This window comes from Finegoldia sp. P1-F-LS, assembly GCF_052932205.1.
This window is the reverse complement of record NZ_JBRFJH010000005.1, coordinates 17,099-35,949: the sequence shown is the minus strand read 5'-3', so window position 1 is coordinate 35,949 and position 18,851 is coordinate 17,099. Positions and strand designations below refer to the sequence as shown.

The window sequence follows — 18,851 nt, the reverse complement described above, 5'->3', positions numbered from 1 at the left end:
TTATAATACCTCCTTAACTGCTGCTACGAAATTATCCATTTCTTCTTTTGTTCTCTTTTCAGTTACAGCAATAATTAAACCATTGCCACATCCATTTGTAGCTTCTTTAATGCTAATTCCAGCTAAGAATCCTTTATCAAATAATGCTTTCTTAACTTCTTCAGTGTCTTTGTCAAAACCGATAGTGAATTCATCAAAGAATGGTTTTTCACTAAGAACTTTAACATTATCTAATTTCTTTAATTCGTCAAATAGATAATGAGCTTTTTGTAATGATTGAGTTGCTACTTCTTTAATACCAGCTTTACCTAAAAGTGATAAATAAATACTTGCTGCAAGTAAGTTAACACCTTGGTTAGAACAGATATTTGAAGTTGCTCTATCACGTTTAATGTGTTGTTCTCTTGCTGAAAGTGTTAAAACGAATGATCTCTTGCCGTCTTCGTCAGTAGTTTGTCCTACAACACGGCCAGGGAATTTTCTAACAAATTCATCAGTAAAGCACATATATCCTAAATAAGGTCCACCATATTGTAAGTTAACTCCGAATTGTTGAGCTTCACCTACAACAACATCAACGTTGTATTCAGATGGTTTCTTTAATAAGCCTAAACTCATTGGATCTGCTGACATAATCAAGTAGTTTTTCTTGATAGAGTGAGTCAACTCTTCATATTTTTTAACATCTTCGATATATCCGTAATAGTTTGGAGATTGAACGATAACTGTACCAACTTCGTCAGTCATCATTTTTTCCAATTCGTCCATATCTGTTAATAAATCTTTCATAGGAACAAATTCTACTTCAACTCCTCTATCGTGACAATAAGTCAACAATATTTCTTTTGCTGAAGGGCTAACTGTGTCAGCACATAGAATTTTAGATTTTTTGGACTTTTGGATAGTCATCAAAGCTGCTTCTGTGATAGCTGTTCCACCATCATATAAAGAAGCGTTTGATATTGGCATACCAGTAAGGTTTGCCATCATTGTTTGATATTCAAAAATATAGGAAAGAGTACCTTGGCTTATTTCTGGTTGGTAAGGTGTATATGAAGTGTAGAATTCACTTCTGCTTGCCATTGCTGGGATAACTGAAGGAACGTATCTATCATAAGCTCCACCACCCAAGAAACAAACCTTATCATCAGTAGATATGTTCTTAGCAAAAATGTCTTTGAAGTATCTTCTAACTTCTTCTTCACTTTTTGCTTTAGGAATATTTAACTCGCCTTTAAATTGAACATTTTCAGGAACGTCTGAATATAGTTCATCTAGAGAGGAAATGCCAATTGTTTTTAGCATTTCCTCAATTTCTTGATCAGTAACTGAGATGTATGGATACATTATAATTCTCCTAAGAATTTTTCGTATTCATCAGAATTCATTAGTTTAGATTCATCGAAGTCTTCGAATTTAACCTTAGCAATCCAGCTTTCATATGGAGCTTTGTTGATATTGCCTGGTTCATCGTCTAATTCTTCATTAACTTCTACTATAGTACAAGCAAATGGAGTATAAACTTCTGATGCTGCTTTTACAGATTCAACACTTGCTACAGAGTCTTCTGCATCAATTTCATCATCTACATCTGGTAATTCAACGTATACGATGTCTCCTAAACTGTCTTGTGCATAATCTGCAAGACCAATTTCATAAACATCTCCGTCTACTTTAATCCATTCATGATCTTTTGTGTACAATAAATCTTTTGCTACTTCTGCCATTTTCTTTTCCCCCTATTTTCTATCCAAAAATTTTCTTTTAACAACTGTTGCTTTAGCTGGTTTATTTCTGATAACAACATCTACTTCATCACCTAATGCTACAGCTGATTTATCTACAAATGCGTTTGCTAAACATACGCCAAATGTTGGTGAAAGGTATCCTGTAGTTACTTTACCGATAGTCTTGCCATCTTTTTGAACTTCAGCACCTTGTCTTGCGATACGTTTGCTTTGCATTTCGATACCAATAAGTTTCTTGTTTATTCCTGCATCAATTTTTTCTTGAGTTTTTGCTTTACCAACGAAGTCGTCTTTGTCCATTTTAACTGCAAACTTCAAGCCAACTTCTAATGGAGATACTTCATCTGAAAGTTCGTTACCATATAAAGGCATTGCTGCTTCAAATCTCAATGTATCTCTACATCCAAGACCACATGGTTTAACACCTAAGTCTTTTCCTTTTTCTAATAACTCATTCCATAATTTTACAATTGCTTCAGCAGTTGCATAAACTTCGAATCCATCTTCACCAGTATAACCAGTTCTAGAAATTAGTACATCGTATTCTTTATATTTAATATCTTTTACGAAATGATAGTATTCGATTTTAGAAAGATCATAATCAACTAATCTTTGTAATAATTCTTCAGCTTTAGGACCTTGAATAGCGATTTCAGCTACTGAATCACTAATGTTTTTAAGTTCAACGTCAAATTTATCTACATATTTAGAAATATGTTTGAAGTCCTTTTCAGTATTAGCTGCATTTGGAACCATTAAAAAGTCTTCATCGTTGTTTTTGTAAACTAATAAGTCATCAACCATTCCGCCATCTTCGTGTAATAATAAAGAATATTGGATTTGTCCATCTGCACATTTAGAGTAATCATTTGTGCAAACATAGTTGATAAATTTCAATGCATCTTTGCCTTTAACAGTAAATTCACCCATGTGACTTACATCAAATAGGCCAACGTTGTTTCTTACCGCTTCGTGTTCTTGTTGTAAACCTTCATAATCTACTGGCAAATAAAAACCAGCGAAGTCAACAACTTTTCCACCTAATTTTTTGTGTTCCTCATATAGAGGAGTTTTTTTTGTACTCATAAGCATCTCCTTTTACTTATAATCCTTTTCACAACTATTGTACCATAAAAGTTATTAGTTTTTGTAACAAAATTTATTAATTGTGAGAATAAATAAGCCTGAATTTATAGAAATTTTATAAACCTCATTAAATTCACACAAATTCAGGCTTTTAAATTTTCTAGAATAATCCTACAACTGTACCGTCATCTAAAACATCGCAATTTTCTGCTGAAGGTACTTTTGGTAAACCTGGCATTGTCATTACAGATCCTAATAATGCAACAACAAATCCGGCACCTCTTGAGATTTTGAAATCACTTACTGTGATTGTAAATCCAGTTGGAGCTCCGATTAATTTTTTATTATCAGAGAATGAGTATTGAGTCTTAGCCATACATACTGGATAATTGTCTAATCCTAATTCTTTGATTTGTTTTAATTTTTTCTTAGCTTTTGCACTGAATTCTACGCCGTCTGCTCTGTAAATTTCTTTTGCAATTTTTTCGATTTTTTCTTTGATAGGTAATTCAAGGTCATATAAGAATTCGAAGTCGTTTTCTTCTTTTGTATTTTCAACAACATATTCTGCTAATTCTTTAGCTCCTTCTCCACCTTTAGCCCATACATCACAGAAAATAGCTCTTGTTCCATCTGCTTCAACTAATTCAGTTAATTTCTTAATTTCTGCATCTGTATCAGTTGCAAATCTATTGATTGCTACTACTACTGGAACTTTGTATTTCTTCATATTTTCAATATGACGTTTAAGGTTAGCATATCCTTTTTCCAAAGCTTCTACATTTTCAACTTTGAAATCTTCTGCTTCCCCGTGATGTTTTAATGCTTTTATTGTAGCTACGATACATACCATGTTTGGATGTAAATCATTTCTACATTTAATATCGAAGAATTTTTCTGCTCCTAAGTCAGCACCGAAACCTGCTTCTGTAACAACGTAATCTCCAAGTTTCAATCCTAATTTAGTAGCTATTAAAGAGTTACAACCATGTGCAATGTTAGCGAATGGTCCACCGTGAATAATTGCTGGAGTGTGTTCTAATGTTTGAACTAAGTTTGGTTTGATAGCTTCTTTCATAACTAATGCTACTGCACCATCAGCTTTAACGTCTCTTGCATAAACTGGTTTACCTTCTTTATCGAAAGCGATTAGAATATTTCCAACTCTTTCTTTTAAGTCTTTCAAATCTTTTGCAAGACATAAAATAGCCATGATTTCACTTGCAACAGTAATTTCGAAACCATCTTGACGCATAACTCCGTTACCTTTTGCGCCAACTCCGATAATTATATCTCTTAATTCACGTTCGTTCATATCCATACATCTTTTAATTAAGATTTGTTTTGGATCTATGTTTAACGCATTACCTTGGTGAATGTGGTTGTCCATCATAGCGCAAATCAAGTTGTTTGCAGTAGTAATTGCGTGGAAGTCACCTGTGAAGTGCATGTTGATTTCATCCATTGGAACTACTTGTGCATATCCACCGCCTGCAGCTCCACCTTTCATACCGAAGTTTGGTCCTAAAGATGGCTCTCTTAATACTGAGATAGCGTTTTTGCCAATTTTGTTAAGTCCCATTGCCAAACCAACATTCATAGTTGTTTTACCTTCTCCAGTTGGTGTAGGGTTAATACTTGTCATCAAAATTAATTTACCATCTTTTTTATCTTTATTTTTTTCAAAAAGATTTAAATCTAATTTTGCCTTATATCTACCATATTGTTCATAATCTTCTTCTGTTAATCCCATTTTTTCAGCAATCACGCTGATTTTTTCTAATTTCGCTTTTTGAGCAATTTCTACATCTGTAGCCATAAACATTACCTCCAAATTTTTATTTTAATTAGCTATTAACCTAATAACCACTATCTAATTTATACCCAACTTAATTTAATAATAACACTAAAAAACGCTTTTTTTTATTTTTTTGATAATTATTATTAATTTAACGCATTTTTCAAATAAAAAATAAAACCAATCATTTAATGATTGGCTTTTAAAAATTTATTATTTAATTTTTGCTGCAATTTCTTTTGCCATTTGTCTTAAGCCTTGATCGTCTTCTTCTTTCATGCGACCTTTTGCTTCAACAATTGTTTCTGTTGTTTCGAATTTTCCTTCTTCAACAAATTCTTTTAGATTTTTGACAGCGCCACCGCTCCATCCAAATGATCCAAAAACAGAAACCACATGATTTTTTAATTTTTGCATTTTCAAAATGTTCAATAAATTATTCATTACTGGATATACAGTGTTGTTGTATGTGCAAGATCCTAATACTAATGATTTCTTTTCCCAGCAATTTGAAAGTATATAAGATTCGTGAGTTTTGCTTACATCCATTACTTCAATATTTCTAACGCCTTCGTCTGCCAAATATCTAGCTAATTGATCTGCCATCAATTCTGTATTTCCATACATTGATGCATAAGCTATTACAACTCCTTCATTTACTTCATAAGTTGCCCACTTAGTGTAATCTTCTACAATTCTTGAAGGTTGTTTTCTCCAAATACAACCATGAACTGGACAGATTGTTTCGATATCTAGAGAAGACAATTTGTTTATAGCGCGTACAGCCATTTGAGAATATTTTCCAACGATATTTGTATAATATCTTCTGAATTCTGTTCTTCTCAAATCGTAATCTAATTCGTCATCATAGATTGCTCCGTCATTAGTTCCAAATCCGCCGAAAATATCTTGTGAGAATAAAATTTTATTTTCAGCATCGTAGCTAACCATTGATTCTGGCCAGTGAACCATTGCTGTTAGATAGAATGTAAGTTTTCTATCTCCCAAATCAAGTACATCGCCTTCTCCAACTTCAACAAAATGATCTGAATCAATTTCATAATAGTCATTCAACATAGATCTTGTTTTCTTGTTTCCAACTATTTTTATATCTGGATAAAGATCTAAAATTTGTGGAATTGATCCTGAATGATCTGGTTCAATGTGATGAATTACCAAATAGTCCAATTTTCTATCTTTTAATATCGCCTTAACATTATCTACAAATTCATCACTTTTACTAACTTTTACAGTATCCATCAAACAAGTTTTTTCGCCTGTAATTAAATATGAGTTATAAGCAACTCCGTAAGGCAATGGCCACATGTTCTCAAAAAATTCTGTCTGTCTGTCGTTCACTCCCAAGTAATACAAATTTTCTTGGATTTTAATTGGTTCTACTCCCATATTTCCTCCTATAAATTAACGATTATAAATCATTTTCACCATAAGTATCCAAAAAGTTATGCTTTTCTCCATTATATTCATACCCAAGTATTCTGGATACATCAACATTTTCACTAGATTTAAAAATCGAATTTTCTACATTCGTAAATCCTCTATCTGAAAGTTCTGCAATTAATAGTTTAATTTGTTTTCTCATGGATCCTTCTGTTTTTTTAGTTACAGAACAAGCACAATCTAATGCTTTTAATCCTGAATAATTCAACCAACTTTTTACAGATTCTTCTCTAATCAAATACATCGGTCTAATAAGTTCAATTCCTTCAAAATTATTCGAGTGAAGTTTTGGCATCATTGTTTTATAATTTCCAGAACACAAAACGTTCAATAAAATAGTCTCTATAACATCATCAAAGTGATGTCCTAATGCCATTTTGTTACAGCCAAGCTCTTTTGCTTTTGAATAAAGTGCTCCTCTTCTCATTCTTGCACACATGTAGCATGGATTGTTCGATGAAATTTTCTCACTAACACTAAATACATCTGTATCGTACATGTGATAAGGGATGTTAAGCTTTTCAAAATTTTCCTTTTCAAGTCTAGTGTTTTCTTCGCTGTATCCTGGATTCATCGCTATAAATTCAAGATCAAAATTATTCATTCCATGTTTTTGAAGTTCTTGAAATAATTTCGCAAGAAGCAAACTATCCTTGCCTCCACTCATACAAACGGCGATTTTGTCTCCATCTTGAATAAGATCATATTCTTTTATCGCCTTGATAAACTTCGACCAAATGTGTTTTCTATATTTTTTTATAATTGCTCTTTCAACTTCTTGTACAGTTCTTTGCATATATCTCCATTTTTTCTAAATCCACTATGTTACTAGGACTGTATCTTTCTGCAACTTCCAAAGTTACAGATTCTCCAACATCAAGTCCTAAACTTTTCAAATAACCTTCTACAGTACTCAACGCTTTTGTTGGAGTATTGTTCTCCTTACTCAAATGCGCTAACTGAATAACTTCATGATTACCTCTTAAAATATCTCCCAATAAATATGCGCAAGAATCATTTGACAAATGTCCATGATCTGACAAGATTCTTTGTTTTAATGCTGGAGGGTAGCTTCCGTATTTTAGCATATCAATATCGTGATTTGCTTCAATAAAAAAAAGATTTGAATCTTTAATTTCTTCGTAAACGCTGTCTTCGATAATTCCAGTATCAGTAACTATAGATAATTTCTTATTGTCCTTGCTAATCACATATCCGCAACTATTTGCGCTATCGTGACTAGTTTTGATAGGTAAAATATCCAAATCTTTAAAATTAATGTGTCTATTATTTTCGAAGATATAAATATTTTTATCATTTATTTTCCCTATTTTGTTATCCATAGCATACCAAGTTTCAGTATTTGCTATAATTGGAAGATTGTATCTTCTACTCAATACGCCAATCCCTTTAATGTGATCTGCATGTTCATGTGTCACAAAAATCGCATCTAATTCACTTGGATCAACATTTATATATTTAAGTAGGTTTTCAATTGTTTTTCCACTAAAACCTGCATCGATTAAAATTTTGGAGTGTTCAGTCTCTATATATTCGCTATTTCCGCTTGATCCACTTGATAGCGAACAAAATTTAAAGCTCATTAAAAATCCTCCTTATTTAATATTATAATTGATATTGAATTTTTTTTAAAGTAAAAAAGATAGCTGGCAAGTTTTACCAACTATCTTGTAAATTTTATTTTATTTTTCATAAATATTTTTTGTTTTAAAAGATTTCTTAGCCTTGAACAAACTAAGTTCAGAAACTGGAACTGTTGATAATTCACCGACTCCAGCTACAAATGTTAAAAATATGAATGATGTTTGTGTCCAAAAAATTGTAACATCCACCATGCTGTGAATCATAACCATGATCACCATTGCAATAATCATTTTGGTGTATTTTTGTGAATACAGACTTTTAATTTCTCGAAATAGTTGATAAATAATAGGAATCAACAATCCAGCTCCTATAAGTCCGTAATTTACCAAAATATCCAAATACAAATTGTGCGAATGAAGTATTGCACGATCTCTTATTGTAGTATAAATATTGTGAATTCCAAGTGGACCAACGCCAATTATGAAGTTCTTCTTGAAAGCAGCAATGGCACTAATCCAAATCGATCTTCTAAGGCCCATATCGAATCCAATTTTATCAACTCTCGGAATCAAATCCATTCTTCCTAAAGCTACAATTCCAACAAAAGCTAATGCAAATACGGAAATAATTGCTATAGTATATTTTCTTTTCTTCATCATAATTGTAAGAGCAAATACCGCCACGAAACTAGCAAACATCGCTCCTCTTGAATCTGTGATTAATAATGTGAGAACACTTAAAACACCAACCACAAAAGAAAATAATCTTTCAAATGATTCTGTCGAAAAATATTTGTACGCACTGATAATTCCAACCAATGAACATACCATAGCATAGTAATTTGCATTGAAGAAAAATGTTCCAACAGTTGTTCTGTTCTCGCTGATGTATTTCATAAATTGAGTGTAGTTGAAAGAATTGTCCTTCAAAATAATCGAATACTGAGTCAATGTTATCAAAAAGCATATCGATGCGAACATCATGATGATTAACATACAATCTTCCATAAATTGTTCTGTCATATTTTTTCTAATAAAGAGCAAAAATACGAAAAGCACAAACATTCCAACTGTCGCAAGTATTCCATAAGTATTGTTGAACACAATGCTTACTACCAAAGAATACACAGCAAAAATCAATCCAAATACAGAAAGATTAGACTTATCAAAAATTTTCTTGAATTTATTTTGGTATACAAAATAAAACATATCTACAATTAAAACGCTTATTCCAATATAAAACGGCATAAACATTGTAATCGCAGTCAACAGAATTAATTTTTGGTCCGTACTGTAATCTAGTATTCTATTGTATAAACTTTTCATATCTCACCTCTCATTCAAAATCCTCTAATTATATAATATCAAAAATTCGCAATAATACACGTATTTTGACAAATCGTAACTATTGACAATGACAAGATATTTTACCAAAAATTTATGAAAATTGCAATATTTTTTCAATAAAAAAAGAGATAACTCGTGAAAGTTACCTCTTAAAAATTAAAATTTATTTATTACCAATTGTTTCAACGATAACTGCTTTGATAGTGTGCATTCTGTTTTCAGCTTCATCAAATACTTTTGAATATTTACTGTAGAATACTTCATCAGTTACTTCCATTTCACTCAAGCCAAATTTTTCGTGGATTTCACGACCAACTTTAGTTTCTAAGTTGTGGAAAGATGGTAAGCAATGTAAGAAGATTACGTTAGGATTTTCAGTCATTTCAATTTTCTTCATATCTACTTGGTAATCTTTAAGTAGGTTGATTCTTTCTTCGAATTGATCTTCTTCACCCATTGATACCCAAACGTCAGTGTAGATTACATCTGCACCTTTTAAGCTATTGAAATCATCAGTTACTGTGATTTTTGCACCAGATTCTTTAGCTATTTCTTGGATAGTGTTCATCATTTCATTTGATGGATGTAATTCTTTTGGAGCAAGATTTACAAATTCCATACCTAATTTAGCAGCTCCTATCATTAAAGAGTTTGCCATGTTGTTTCTACCATCACCAACATAAACGAATTTAACTTGGTCTAAGTTTTTGTGGATGTTTTCTTTTACAGTTAAAAAGTCTGCTAAGATTTGTGTTGGGTGATAAATATCAGTTAAACCATTCCATACTGGAACTGAAGAATATTTTGCTAATTCTTCTACAGTTGCATGGTCAAATCCTCTAAATTCGATACCATCGTAGAATCTTGATAATACTAAAGCAGAGTCTCTTACAGATTCTTTCTTACCGAATTGGCTATCATTCATACCTAAGAATGTTACATTACCACCTTCATCGTGACAAGCTGTTTCAAATGAACATCTTGTTCTAGTAGAAGTTTTTTCAAATAACAAAACAATATTCTTGCCTTTTAAAGTTTCTCCTACAATACCCATTCTTTTCTTTTCTTTTAATGCAGCACTTACATCTAGTAAATGTTCGATTTCTTCTTTAGTGAAATCTTTTAAAGTTAAAAAATCTCTTCCTTTTAACATAATTACATCTCCCTTTCAAATGGCATACTCATACATCTTGGACCCCCACGTCCTCTAGATAATTCGCCTGATTTAATAGTTCTTATATTTACATCAGCTTCTTGTAGCAAGCTGTTTGTAACATTGTTTCTGTCGTAAACAATAACAGTATTTGGTGCAATCGCCAAAGTATTTGAACCGTCATTCCATTGTTCACGCATTTGATCGATTGGGTTTGTTCCACCGCATCTTATAATTTTAACATTATCAACGTGTAAATTTGAAGATAAAATTTCTTCTAATGAACCCTTTTGAACTTCTCTTTGTAAAGTACTATCTTCAAGATACAACTTTTCAACATACAAAGGTCCTTCGATTAGTGGGTGAACTGTAAAAATTCCCTTATCAATCATTGTGAACACAGTGTCCAAGTGCATAAATTCTCTTTTGTTAGGAATTTTGAAAGACAAAACAAATTTGAAATCTGATTTTTCTAATAAATTCTTAGCGAATTTGTCTACACTTTCTTTTTGTGTTCTTTGAGAAATACCAACAGCTACACATTCGCTGTTCAAAATTAAAATATCTCCGCCTTCGATAGAAGTATCTTCAGTTCTATCGTAGATCTTTTCAATATCGTTGAATCTAGAATTGTAAGTAAAAATATATTTTGCGTAAAGCGTTTCCCTATTTCTAGTTTCCGACCACATTCTGTTGATACTTACACAATTTCCCACAAAAGAAAATGGATCTCTTGTGAAATACAAGTTAGGCATTGGATTAACAGCCAAAAGTCTTCCGCTTTCGTCATTAATACCGATTTCATCCAATCTAACTCCTGACATAGTTTTAAGTATCAATTCTTTCTCATCTGAGATATTTGTAAGTAAATCTCTAAGTAAATTGATTTCATCTGCGGATTTATTTCCCGATTCTTCAAGAAAATCTTCAATAAATTGTTTTCTAACGTCATCTTGTTCAATAGATTCTGCAGCCAAATCTTCTAGGTACAATACTTCAATACCTTCATTACGCATAGTTTCACAGAAAAAATCATGTTCTTTGATAGCATTTTCCAAGTAAGGAAGTTCGTCGAACAATAACTCTTCCATAAAATCAGGAGTCAAATTGTTCAATTCTTCTCCCGGTCTGTGAACTATTACAGATTTTAACTTATCAATCTCAGAGTAAATATTTGGTTTCAATATGCTGCCTCCTTAACTGATTTCCACATAAAATTATAACACATTTGTGAGAAAATTTAACACAAAAATATCGAAATTTTTTTAATATTAAAATACTATTTAAAATATGATAAAATTTGAGATAAAACGAGGTGAAAAAATGATAACAAGAATTGCAAATGAAAATGATATTTCTGAAATAATGGAAATTGTAGAAAAAGCCAAATCATACATGAAAGAAAATAAAATAAATCAATGGAGCGAAAATTATCCCAATGAAGATGTATTCTTAACTGATTTGAAAGAAAATAGATTATACGTAGCAGAAATAGATAAAAAAGTCGTGGGAATGGCTGTGTTGGTCTTGGATGGGGATGATGATTACAAAAACATCGATGGACAATGGCTAGTTGATGGAAAATATGGGGTAATTCACAGAATAGCTGTTCACCCTGATTTCAAGTCACAAAATGTAGCCAAAAATTTATTGGATTTCTTTGAAGATAAATTAAAAGAACTAAACTACGACTCCATCAGAGTTGACACACACAAAGATAACAAATCCATGCTAAGATTTATAGAAAAAAACGGATTTCAAAAATGTGGAATAGTTTATATCAGAAAAACAGATGAGAGAATAGCATTCGAAAAATCATTGAAATAAAATAAAAATAGCAAACCATTTGCGTGAGGATTGTCCACCGTTGGTTTGCTATTTTTTCAATCTATAATTTTAAGTATCAATTTCTGCAAAAAACAAAGTATTAGATTTTGTATCGTAAACTGCAAGTGTAAAATTTAAAGATGAACGTTTTAAGATATTTTGACTCTTGTCTTCTTGTCTGTCGATTAACATATAATAACCTTCAGAAATTTCTGGAAAAAGCAATCTGGAATTATTATCTGTCACATAAGATGATGTTTTTTCATCTCCATACATTAAAGTTTTCGTTGTTTTATCCAACGGAAATTTCTTCCATTTACTATCCGATTTTATCTGATTCAATGTATCGTTGCTGCCAAATTCAAATGTTATAAATCTTGTCCCATCTCCCATTGCTCCGTGATCATCGTATTTCATGATTTGATTTGCTTTAACTAATTTTAAGTTAAGTTCATCAGAGACTCTTGATTTGTCACTTTGCGCACAACTTACCATTAATAAAGAAATGATAATCGCAAATAACAAATATCCAATTTTTTTCATAATAACTCCTTTCAAGATTATTATACAACAAATCCAATACTAAAAAATCTACAAAATTTTAAAGATTTTAACTAAAAAAGCACTTCTAATAAAAATTCTATAATTTTTTTCTATTAAAAGCGCTATTTGAATATTATTCTTTTTTGAATATTGTAGCTTACTATGAACATCAAAGCTTCGGTTATGATTTTCGCCACAAAGACTCTGATTCCTAAAGCTTGCAAAATTTTTAACACGACTGTATTCAAGGCTAATATGAACACTACGAGTGTCACATATTTGATGTATTTTTTTAGAATTTTATCTTTGTTTTTGAATACGTATTTGTTATTCACATAAAAGTTAAACGTGCTTGATACTGCCCTTGCTATTATATTAGACAACACCAAACTTTGTACATCTAATTTGTAAAATAACAATATAAAAGTAAAATAATCCACCAAAAAGCTCAAATAACTTGACGTAGAAAATTTTAATATACTTTTGTAGATTTTTGCTGAATCTTTAAGTGCATTAAAATGACTTGTTTCATTATTTTCTATATAAATGGTTTCGATAGGAACTTGCATTATGCTTTCCGAGTCAAATTCATAAAGCATATTCATTTCGTATTCGTATCTGTCCCCTTCGATTTCAATCATTTTATCAAGCTGTGATGTGTTGAATGCACGAAGTCCCGTTTGCGTGTCCTTAATGTATTTCGATGAACTAGAATAAAATACCATTCTCGTTATAGTGTTGCCTAGCAAAGATTTAATCGGGATTCCTCTTTTTAAATCTCTGACTCCAAGTATCAGCTTATCCTTGTTTTGTTCAGAAAATTTTATTAATTTTAAAATATCCTTCACCAAATGTTGTCCGTCAGCATCACTTGTAACCACAGTCCCATTTGCTTGTTGTGATTTCAAATATTTGAACGCAGTTTTAAGAGCGGCTCCTTTTCCCATATTAGTTTGATGCTCTAGAAGAACTATATTATTAAGTTTTGAAAAATCATAATCGCACGGACCATCTTTAACTACAATTATATTGAGGTGGTTTTCTGATAAATTCTCCACCAATTTCGTGAGTTTTTCGTCTGGTTTGTACGCTGGTATTACAACGTAATTCATAATTCTCCTATCTTTTTTTATTCGTCATCTTCTGGTTCGTAATGAACTATAGATACAAATTTGCCAGTTTTATCTTGTATTTTTCTGATTCTTTTGTTAAATTCTAACCTTGTAAGCCACACTATTTTATCGCATCCCAAGCATTTTAATTTAATATCTGCTCCAGTTCTCAAAATCTCCCATTTATTTTCGCCACATGGATGACCTTTTTTTAGTGTTACAATATCATTTACTTTATATTTCATTTTCATCACCTGCTACAAAATAACAATTCAAATCCATTGATTTTGATTTGGCTTTTTCTATGAATTTTTTAATAATTTCTCTTTGATACAAATATTGTGATTCTGGTTTGCAACTTCCCCAAATCGTAATAGTCATGGAGTTCTTGTCCATTTTGGTAACTCCAATTAATTCTGGTTTTTTTACAATATCTGTATACTTGTCTACCAATTCATTGGAAATTTCATTTACAATTTCTGCGTATTGATCCAAACTATATTTAATTGGAACTTCCATTTTAACTTCAATTCTTTGATTTTCTTTAGATAAATTAGTAACTGTGTTGATTTGACCGTTACTAATCAAATGAATAGCTCCGTCAAATCCTCTGATTTTTGTAACGCGAAGCCCCAATTCTTGAACATTTCCTTCAATTCCGTTGATAATTACATGATCTGTCACTTTGAATTGATTTTCAAGAATTATTGCAAGCCCACTGATTACATCCCTGATTATAAATTGCGCACCAAAACCAATTGCAACCCCACCGATACCAGCAGTTGCCAATATTTTATCTGTTTTAACCCCGAATAAATCTAGGACATGAACTACACAGAAAAAATAAATCAAATATTTTATTGTATTGTTCAATAATTTGGTAACCGTGATTTGTCTTCCTTCGATGGAACTTCTTTTTTTCATTAATAATTTATCGAAGCTCGTAGTTAAAATGCTTACGACAACTTGCGTAAGCACAATAATTAACAAGGCCAATAAAATCTTGGCCAACAAATTTAGTTGGCCGGCTGAATTATAAAATATTTCGTTAAATTTTTGAATACTAAATAACATTAATTATTCTTTTACCTCATTTACAAAAATTACTCCATCTACTTTAAGATACGACCAAATCTTTGCGATTGGAAGTTCTTTTTTCAATGCTATCATCTCATCTTTTTTATCAGGATCCAACATAATCGCTAATCCACAACTCTCAGAAATTTCCCTTGGAGTAGGGATAGTTTTAATATCGTATCCCATACTCACAAGTTTACTTTCTGTCATCATTGTAAAATTAACTGATGTAAAAGTTAATAATATCTTTTCCATTATCTTATAATTACATTTCTGTCTGCTTTTGATAACGTATCGTAAATTACATACATGTTAGTAACTTCACCAACCAAAAGTTTTTCTTTTCTATCATAGAAGTCTAAGCAAGCTCCACAAGTCATAATCTTTGCGCCTTTTTCTTCGATTCTCTTCAAATCGTCGATAACTTCTGATCCTTCTGTTGTCAAATGAATTCCGTAGTTGAAGAATAAAAGTGTACTTGGAACTTCATCAGCTTCTGCAACAGAATAAATGTATGATTTAATAAGAGATTTACCGAGTTTTTCATCTCCATCACCCATTTTATCGGTTGAGAATGCTAATACTAAATTACCATTAGTTTCTTCAACCTTTTTTTGTGCTCCTTTTTCTTTTACAATAGTAGTTTCAAAACCATAATCAGTTTCTTCATAACTGAATTCAAAACCTTGACCATTAGCGTATTTTTGCAAATTTTCAACGCAGTACATGTCGTCAACTTGTGTTTTAACAGTACCTTCTTCTAATTCGTCAAATACATTTTTTGTCATAATAATTGGTCTTGGACAAACTTGTCCTCTTGCATCTACAATTTCCATAATTACCTAATCCTTTCTATTCTGTTATTAAATATTAAATAAAAATCATCTTCTCCTGTTATTGATTTAAGATCGGATGCTTTATATTCCACTAGTTTGGAATCCTCAAAGATAAAATACCCGTTTTGGTTATATAATATGCAGTTTTTATCATTCGAATAAATTTTTAGTGAATCGTCTATTTTAGATTGGCTCACCAAATTCAAATCTTTATCGTATATCAAAAGCTCTCCTGTTTTTGTAATAACATATACGTTGTTATCAGAAATACCGACATTTTTTGTTCCATCAAAAGATTTTGATTTTATAATCTTAGCCTTGTCAAAAACTTTGATATATCCGTCAAACACAACAATCAAATTGTCCCCGACATACTTCATTCTAAAAATTGGTTTGTCAATGAATATATTTTTGTAAACAAGTCCCTTATCATCGTACATGTAAATCTTAGAAAAAATTCTTCCATCGCGCTTTCCAATCGTTGTGAAAGTGTAGTTTGATTTGTTCGATGCTATCAGACTCGATACTTCATCTTTAAGATCAAAACTTTCCAAAACTTTCATATCATTCACAATGGAAAACTCATTTTCTAAATCGACAATAATGTGATCCTTGTTCGCAAAAATGTAATTTATATCTGATTTAAACGAAAGTTTCGAATTTATCTTTCCTTTTGTATTATATTGCAATAAATCCTTTTTATCAATCAAATAGAGAAATTTGCCATCAAAATAATAAGGTTTTTTATCGTCGTAATCCTTCTTTAAAATTAAATCCTCATTTTTGTACATAAAAATCTTGTTATCATAATGAGTTACTACGTAGTTTTTCTTCAAAACGGTGCTGTTTCCAGTATTAATAGTGTAGACATTTTTCTTAGAAAACATCATCAATGCCAAGATGCATACGAGAAGTGCAACTATCGCAAGCAATATATAGTTCAAGTTTTCTTTTATTTTATCCATTATTTTCTCCAAAAACTTCGAGAACTTTCATTCTAGTATCGTAAAGTTGTTCATCTTTTACTAAAACAGTGACAATATCTCCTGTTTTTAGTACGCTATCTCCATTTGGAACGTATTTTTCTCCATTTGAATCCACTTCAGCAATCAATGCATCTTTTGGAAAATCAATATCTTTGATTTTTTTGTTGGAAACACCATTATTGTACCCAAGTTTTATATCGAACATTGTAAATTCGTCGTTTACACCTTTACCAACAACTCTTTTATTCAACATTCTCTTCAACAAAATATCGTAAATAGGTTCGAAATCCAACGCCATGCATATAAAATATGCCATGATTGAACAAAATGCCAGTCCCAATAAATGTGTCATGTTACCATTTAATTCCAATACCAAGACAACACTCAATAGCGGACTTCTAACAACAGCTGTTAGCACACAAACCATAGCGAGAACAACAAAATTTGATAAATAAACATCTTGTACGAATCCAAATGCACTCATTAAATTAAAATAAAACAATCCAGTAATTCCACCTAATACTAAAACAGGCAAGAAAATACCACCTTGAGTTCCTGTTGCATAAGATGTCGATGTCATAAACATTTTGAACAACAAAAGTATTATCAAAACAAAAAATGAATTGTAATTGTGTGTTGCCATATTTTCTATGAAAGAATGTCCACCACCTAAAATATCTTTGTAAAACAATCCAACGACTGATACGAATGCAAAAAATATCGCAATTTTTATATCTTGTTCTAGCTTAATCTTCGCAAATACATCTTGGAAAAATGTTATTGAAGAGTTGAATAATTTCCCAACAACAGAGCAAATAATTATCATTGGGAAAATCAACAAATAATATTTTGTAGGAAGAACATGTGTCATTCCAAAAGAAAACACTGGTTTTATTTTGAAGACCCAAACTGCAATAACATCTGCAATTACTGCTGCTGAAAAACTAATTGCAACAACTTTTTTTGAAAAAGATTTGTGAAGTTCTTCCAGTATAAACACAAGCCCAGAAATCGGCGCCGAGAATGCAGCCGAAAGACCAGCCGCAGCTCCTGCAGTCAAGTACAATTTTTCTTCTGTTTTGCTCTTTCCGAATTTTTCAGAAAGCCACTTCGCACTGCTTGCTCCCAATTGTATTGATGGACCTTCTCTTCCCAAAGAAAGTCCCACTAACGATGCAATCGCACCTCCAACAATTTTGGATATAGTAACTCTGAAACTATTTTGATTAAAAGCTCCGATAAGTTCTCCTTGAACTTGTGGAATACCACTACCACCTGATAATGGAGCCCATTTAAGTAATTTACTAACACAAATTCCAAGCAGAAATGATACTGCAATGATCAAAATCGCTCTTGGAAAACTGTTGTTTGAGTAAATAGTATTTCTAACCACTTCTAATTTACTTAGCAAAAATCTGTAAAAAACAGCCAATCCACCTGAAAATACTCCTATGGATAAACTCGCTAAGAAAAGCGACATCGAAGATCCTATTTTAAACTTTTTATTCATTAAATAATCACGCTTTCTAAAAATTCTCTAAATCTGTCGATATTATATGTAACTGAAATATACGTATCAATTCCTTCGCCTTCTATCAAATTATTTTCTTCATCAATATTTATATTTGTTTGTGCGTAAATAAAATGATCTTTCTTGGAATATGCGTACAACAAGAACAAATCTTCAATTAATTTTTCCGATGATTCATCAAACATTTCATTCAATATATCCGTATAATCATTTTTGTTAAATGTATCATTAGTAATCATGAATACACTTTTTCCATTTAATACACTCAAATTACTTTCATTTGATTTGATGTATTTGTCATACATAAAAATATCATCTATTGATTCTAATGCTTCGTTGTTTTCTGCAAAAAATTCTGACAAATATTTCATATCTGAAAAATTAAGTAAGTCAATATTTTTAAAATCACCTAAAAATCTCGATAAAACAACATCATTTTCACTCATAAAATCTTTCAAAAATACAACTTCAACATCCCAATCCAAATTATCCATCAAGTCCAATACGTTGTTGTTAACATCAGATTCTATTGTTATCAACGATATTTCAAAAATTTCTATATTATATAAAATCACGAGCATGTCCATAGCTTGTGTACTAGATTTAAAATTAACCCACAATTTTTTATAATCTTTTTTATTAAAATTTTCCATAATTTAAATTTATCTCCATAATTTCTATATAATTAACATATATACTGTAGTCAGTGGATAACCACTTATGTGTATTTTATTATATCAAA

General features: G+C 31.2%; 20 protein-coding genes. 1 reads left to right on the top strand and 19 read right to left on the bottom strand.

The genetic code is table 11. The annotated features are described in order from the left end of the window. From gcvPA to ACU68Y_RS05475, 10 genes are all read right to left on the bottom strand, one after another. On the bottom strand, window positions 1-1,347 hold the full coding sequence (gcvPA, locus tag ACU68Y_RS05520) for an aminomethyl-transferring glycine dehydrogenase subunit GcvPA (RefSeq protein ID WP_035111943.1): 1,347 nt from the start codon (window positions 1,345-1,347) through the stop codon (window positions 1-3). Then, complete coding sequence (gene gcvH, locus ACU68Y_RS05515) at window positions 1,347-1,727, bottom strand: glycine cleavage system protein GcvH (protein WP_002838561.1); 381 nt, start codon at window positions 1,725-1,727, stop codon at window positions 1,347-1,349. The genes gcvPA and gcvH overlap by 1 nt, the downstream gene beginning before the upstream one ends. Window positions 1,728-1,739: 12 nt before the next feature. Next, the gene (gene gcvT / locus ACU68Y_RS05510; protein WP_080551593.1) at window positions 1,740-2,840 is read right to left on the bottom strand and encodes a glycine cleavage system aminomethyltransferase GcvT; all 1,101 of its coding nucleotides are present in this window, start codon (window positions 2,838-2,840) and stop codon (window positions 1,740-1,742) included. A 154-nt stretch (window positions 2,841-2,994) separates the two neighbouring features. After that, window positions 2,995-4,659 carry a formate--tetrahydrofolate ligase gene (locus ACU68Y_RS05505; protein ID WP_012290418.1) on the bottom strand — a complete coding sequence of 555 codons (1,665 nt, stop codon included), beginning with the start codon at window positions 4,657-4,659 and terminating at the stop codon, window positions 2,995-2,997. A gap of 186 nt (window positions 4,660-4,845) precedes the next feature. Continuing rightward, window positions 4,846-6,039 carry an FprA family A-type flavoprotein gene (locus ACU68Y_RS05500; protein ID WP_316517726.1) on the bottom strand — a complete coding sequence of 398 codons (1,194 nt, stop codon included), beginning with the start codon at window positions 6,037-6,039 and terminating at the stop codon, window positions 4,846-4,848. Window positions 6,040-6,061: 22 nt separating this feature from the next. After that, on the bottom strand, window positions 6,062-6,889 hold the full coding sequence (locus ACU68Y_RS05495) for a tRNA 2-thiocytidine(32) synthetase TtcA (protein ID WP_002838555.1): 828 nt from the start codon (window positions 6,887-6,889) through the stop codon (window positions 6,062-6,064). Then, entirely contained in the window at window positions 6,864-7,697 is an 834-nt protein-coding gene (locus tag ACU68Y_RS05490; protein WP_094202570.1) for an MBL fold metallo-hydrolase, read from the bottom strand. The genes ACU68Y_RS05495 and ACU68Y_RS05490 overlap by 26 nt, the downstream gene beginning before the upstream one ends. A 99-nt stretch (window positions 7,698-7,796) precedes the next feature. After that, a complete protein-coding gene (locus tag ACU68Y_RS05485) occupies window positions 7,797-9,023 on the bottom strand; it encodes an O-antigen ligase family protein (RefSeq protein ID WP_316517725.1) in 1,227 nt (408 codons plus the stop codon). Between the two features lie 184 nt (window positions 9,024-9,207). Next, window positions 9,208-10,197 (bottom strand): ornithine carbamoyltransferase, encoded by a 990-nt coding sequence (gene argF, locus ACU68Y_RS05480; protein ID WP_002838550.1) that lies wholly within the window; start codon window positions 10,195-10,197, stop codon window positions 9,208-9,210. A 2-nt stretch (window positions 10,198-10,199) separates the two neighbouring features. Continuing rightward, window positions 10,200-11,381, bottom strand: coding sequence for an arginine deiminase (locus tag ACU68Y_RS05475; protein WP_012290414.1), 1,182 nt, complete (start codon window positions 11,379-11,381; stop codon window positions 10,200-10,202). 139 nt (window positions 11,382-11,520) lie between these two features. Here ACU68Y_RS05475 and ACU68Y_RS05470 point away from each other — a divergent pair, with 139 nt between their 5' ends. Next, a complete protein-coding gene (locus ACU68Y_RS05470) occupies window positions 11,521-12,024 on the top strand; it encodes a GNAT family N-acetyltransferase (protein WP_316517723.1) in 504 nt (167 codons plus the stop codon). Window positions 12,025-12,093: 69 nt separating this feature from the next. Here ACU68Y_RS05470 and ACU68Y_RS05465 read toward each other — a convergent pair whose 3' ends face one another. The 9 genes from ACU68Y_RS05465 to ACU68Y_RS05425 form a co-directional block, all read right to left on the bottom strand. After that, a complete protein-coding gene (locus ACU68Y_RS05465) occupies window positions 12,094-12,567 on the bottom strand; it encodes a hypothetical protein (protein WP_012290412.1) in 474 nt (157 codons plus the stop codon). A gap of 122 nt (window positions 12,568-12,689) precedes the next feature. Next, window positions 12,690-13,679, bottom strand: coding sequence for a bifunctional glycosyltransferase family 2/GtrA family protein (locus tag ACU68Y_RS05460; RefSeq protein ID WP_316517722.1), 990 nt, complete (start codon window positions 13,677-13,679; stop codon window positions 12,690-12,692). Between the two features lie 17 nt (window positions 13,680-13,696). Then, window positions 13,697-13,924, bottom strand: a complete 228-nt coding sequence (locus ACU68Y_RS05455) for a DUF951 domain-containing protein (RefSeq protein ID WP_002838581.1) — start codon at window positions 13,922-13,924, stop codon at window positions 13,697-13,699. Then, complete coding sequence (locus tag ACU68Y_RS05450) at window positions 13,914-14,753, bottom strand: mechanosensitive ion channel family protein (RefSeq protein WP_094202564.1); 840 nt, start codon at window positions 14,751-14,753, stop codon at window positions 13,914-13,916. Before ACU68Y_RS05450 ends, ACU68Y_RS05455 begins: the two co-directional genes overlap by 11 nt. Window positions 14,754-14,756: 3 nt before the next feature. Beyond that, entirely contained in the window at window positions 14,757-15,011 is a 255-nt protein-coding gene (locus ACU68Y_RS05445; RefSeq protein ID WP_002835422.1) for a DUF3343 domain-containing protein, read from the bottom strand. After that, window positions 15,011-15,592 (bottom strand): sulfurtransferase-like selenium metabolism protein YedF, encoded by a 582-nt coding sequence (gene yedF / locus ACU68Y_RS05440; protein WP_002838545.1) that lies wholly within the window; start codon window positions 15,590-15,592, stop codon window positions 15,011-15,013. Before yedF ends, ACU68Y_RS05445 begins: the two co-directional genes overlap by 1 nt. Before the next feature lie 2 nt (window positions 15,593-15,594). Next, window positions 15,595-16,557 carry a hypothetical protein gene (locus ACU68Y_RS05435; RefSeq protein ID WP_004167013.1) on the bottom strand — a complete coding sequence of 321 codons (963 nt, stop codon included), beginning with the start codon at window positions 16,555-16,557 and terminating at the stop codon, window positions 15,595-15,597. Beyond that, window positions 16,550-18,088 carry a ClC family H(+)/Cl(-) exchange transporter gene (locus tag ACU68Y_RS05430; protein ID WP_232501043.1) on the bottom strand — a complete coding sequence of 513 codons (1,539 nt, stop codon included), beginning with the start codon at window positions 18,086-18,088 and terminating at the stop codon, window positions 16,550-16,552. The genes ACU68Y_RS05435 and ACU68Y_RS05430 overlap by 8 nt, the downstream gene beginning before the upstream one ends. Next, window positions 18,088-18,762, bottom strand: coding sequence for a hypothetical protein (locus ACU68Y_RS05425; RefSeq protein WP_316449164.1), 675 nt, complete (start codon window positions 18,760-18,762; stop codon window positions 18,088-18,090). Before ACU68Y_RS05425 ends, ACU68Y_RS05430 begins: the two co-directional genes overlap by 1 nt. Window positions 18,763-18,851: the final 89 nt, after the last annotated feature.

Coding starts and splice junctions, on each gene's coding strand:
- ACU68Y_RS05465 (WP_012290412.1), bottom strand. CDS start 12,567: ATGAAAAAAATTGGATATTTGTTATTTGCGATTATCATTTCTTTATTA.
- ACU68Y_RS05455 (WP_002838581.1), bottom strand. CDS start 13,924: ATGAAATATAAAGTAAATGATATTGTAACACTAAAAAAAGGTCATCCA.
- ACU68Y_RS05460 (WP_316517722.1), bottom strand. CDS start 13,679: ATGAATTACGTTGTAATACCAGCGTACAAACCAGACGAAAAACTCACG.
- ACU68Y_RS05485 (WP_316517725.1), bottom strand. CDS start 9,023: ATGAAAAGTTTATACAATAGAATACTAGATTACAGTACGGACCAAAAA.
- ACU68Y_RS05505 (WP_012290418.1), bottom strand. CDS start 4,659: ATGTTTATGGCTACAGATGTAGAAATTGCTCAAAAAGCGAAATTAGAA.
- ACU68Y_RS05495 (WP_002838555.1), bottom strand. CDS start 6,889: ATGCAAAGAACTGTACAAGAAGTTGAAAGAGCAATTATAAAAAAATAT.
- ACU68Y_RS05450 (WP_094202564.1), bottom strand. CDS start 14,753: ATGTTATTTAGTATTCAAAAATTTAACGAAATATTTTATAATTCAGCC.
- ACU68Y_RS05490 (WP_094202570.1), bottom strand. CDS start 7,697: ATGAGCTTTAAATTTTGTTCGCTATCAAGTGGATCAAGCGGAAATAGC.
- ACU68Y_RS05445 (WP_002835422.1), bottom strand. CDS start 15,011: ATGGAAAAGATATTATTAACTTTTACATCAGTTAATTTTACAATGATG.
- yedF (WP_002838545.1), bottom strand. CDS start 15,592: ATGGAAATTGTAGATGCAAGAGGACAAGTTTGTCCAAGACCAATTATT.
- ACU68Y_RS05425 (WP_316449164.1), bottom strand. CDS start 18,762: ATGGAAAATTTTAATAAAAAAGATTATAAAAAATTGTGGGTTAATTTT.
- gcvPA (WP_035111943.1), bottom strand. CDS start 1,347: ATGTATCCATACATCTCAGTTACTGATCAAGAAATTGAGGAAATGCTA.
- ACU68Y_RS05470 (WP_316517723.1), top strand. CDS start 11,521: ATGATAACAAGAATTGCAAATGAAAATGATATTTCTGAAATAATGGAA.
- argF (WP_002838550.1), bottom strand. CDS start 10,197: ATGTTAAAAGGAAGAGATTTTTTAACTTTAAAAGATTTCACTAAAGAA.
- ACU68Y_RS05500 (WP_316517726.1), bottom strand. CDS start 6,039: ATGGGAGTAGAACCAATTAAAATCCAAGAAAATTTGTATTACTTGGGA.
- gcvH (WP_002838561.1), bottom strand. CDS start 1,727: ATGGCAGAAGTAGCAAAAGATTTATTGTACACAAAAGATCATGAATGG.
- gcvT (WP_080551593.1), bottom strand. CDS start 2,840: ATGCTTATGAGTACAAAAAAAACTCCTCTATATGAGGAACACAAAAAA.
- ACU68Y_RS05435 (WP_004167013.1), bottom strand. CDS start 16,557: ATGGATAAAATAAAAGAAAACTTGAACTATATATTGCTTGCGATAGTT.
- ACU68Y_RS05430 (WP_232501043.1), bottom strand. CDS start 18,088: ATGAATAAAAAGTTTAAAATAGGATCTTCGATGTCGCTTTTCTTAGCG.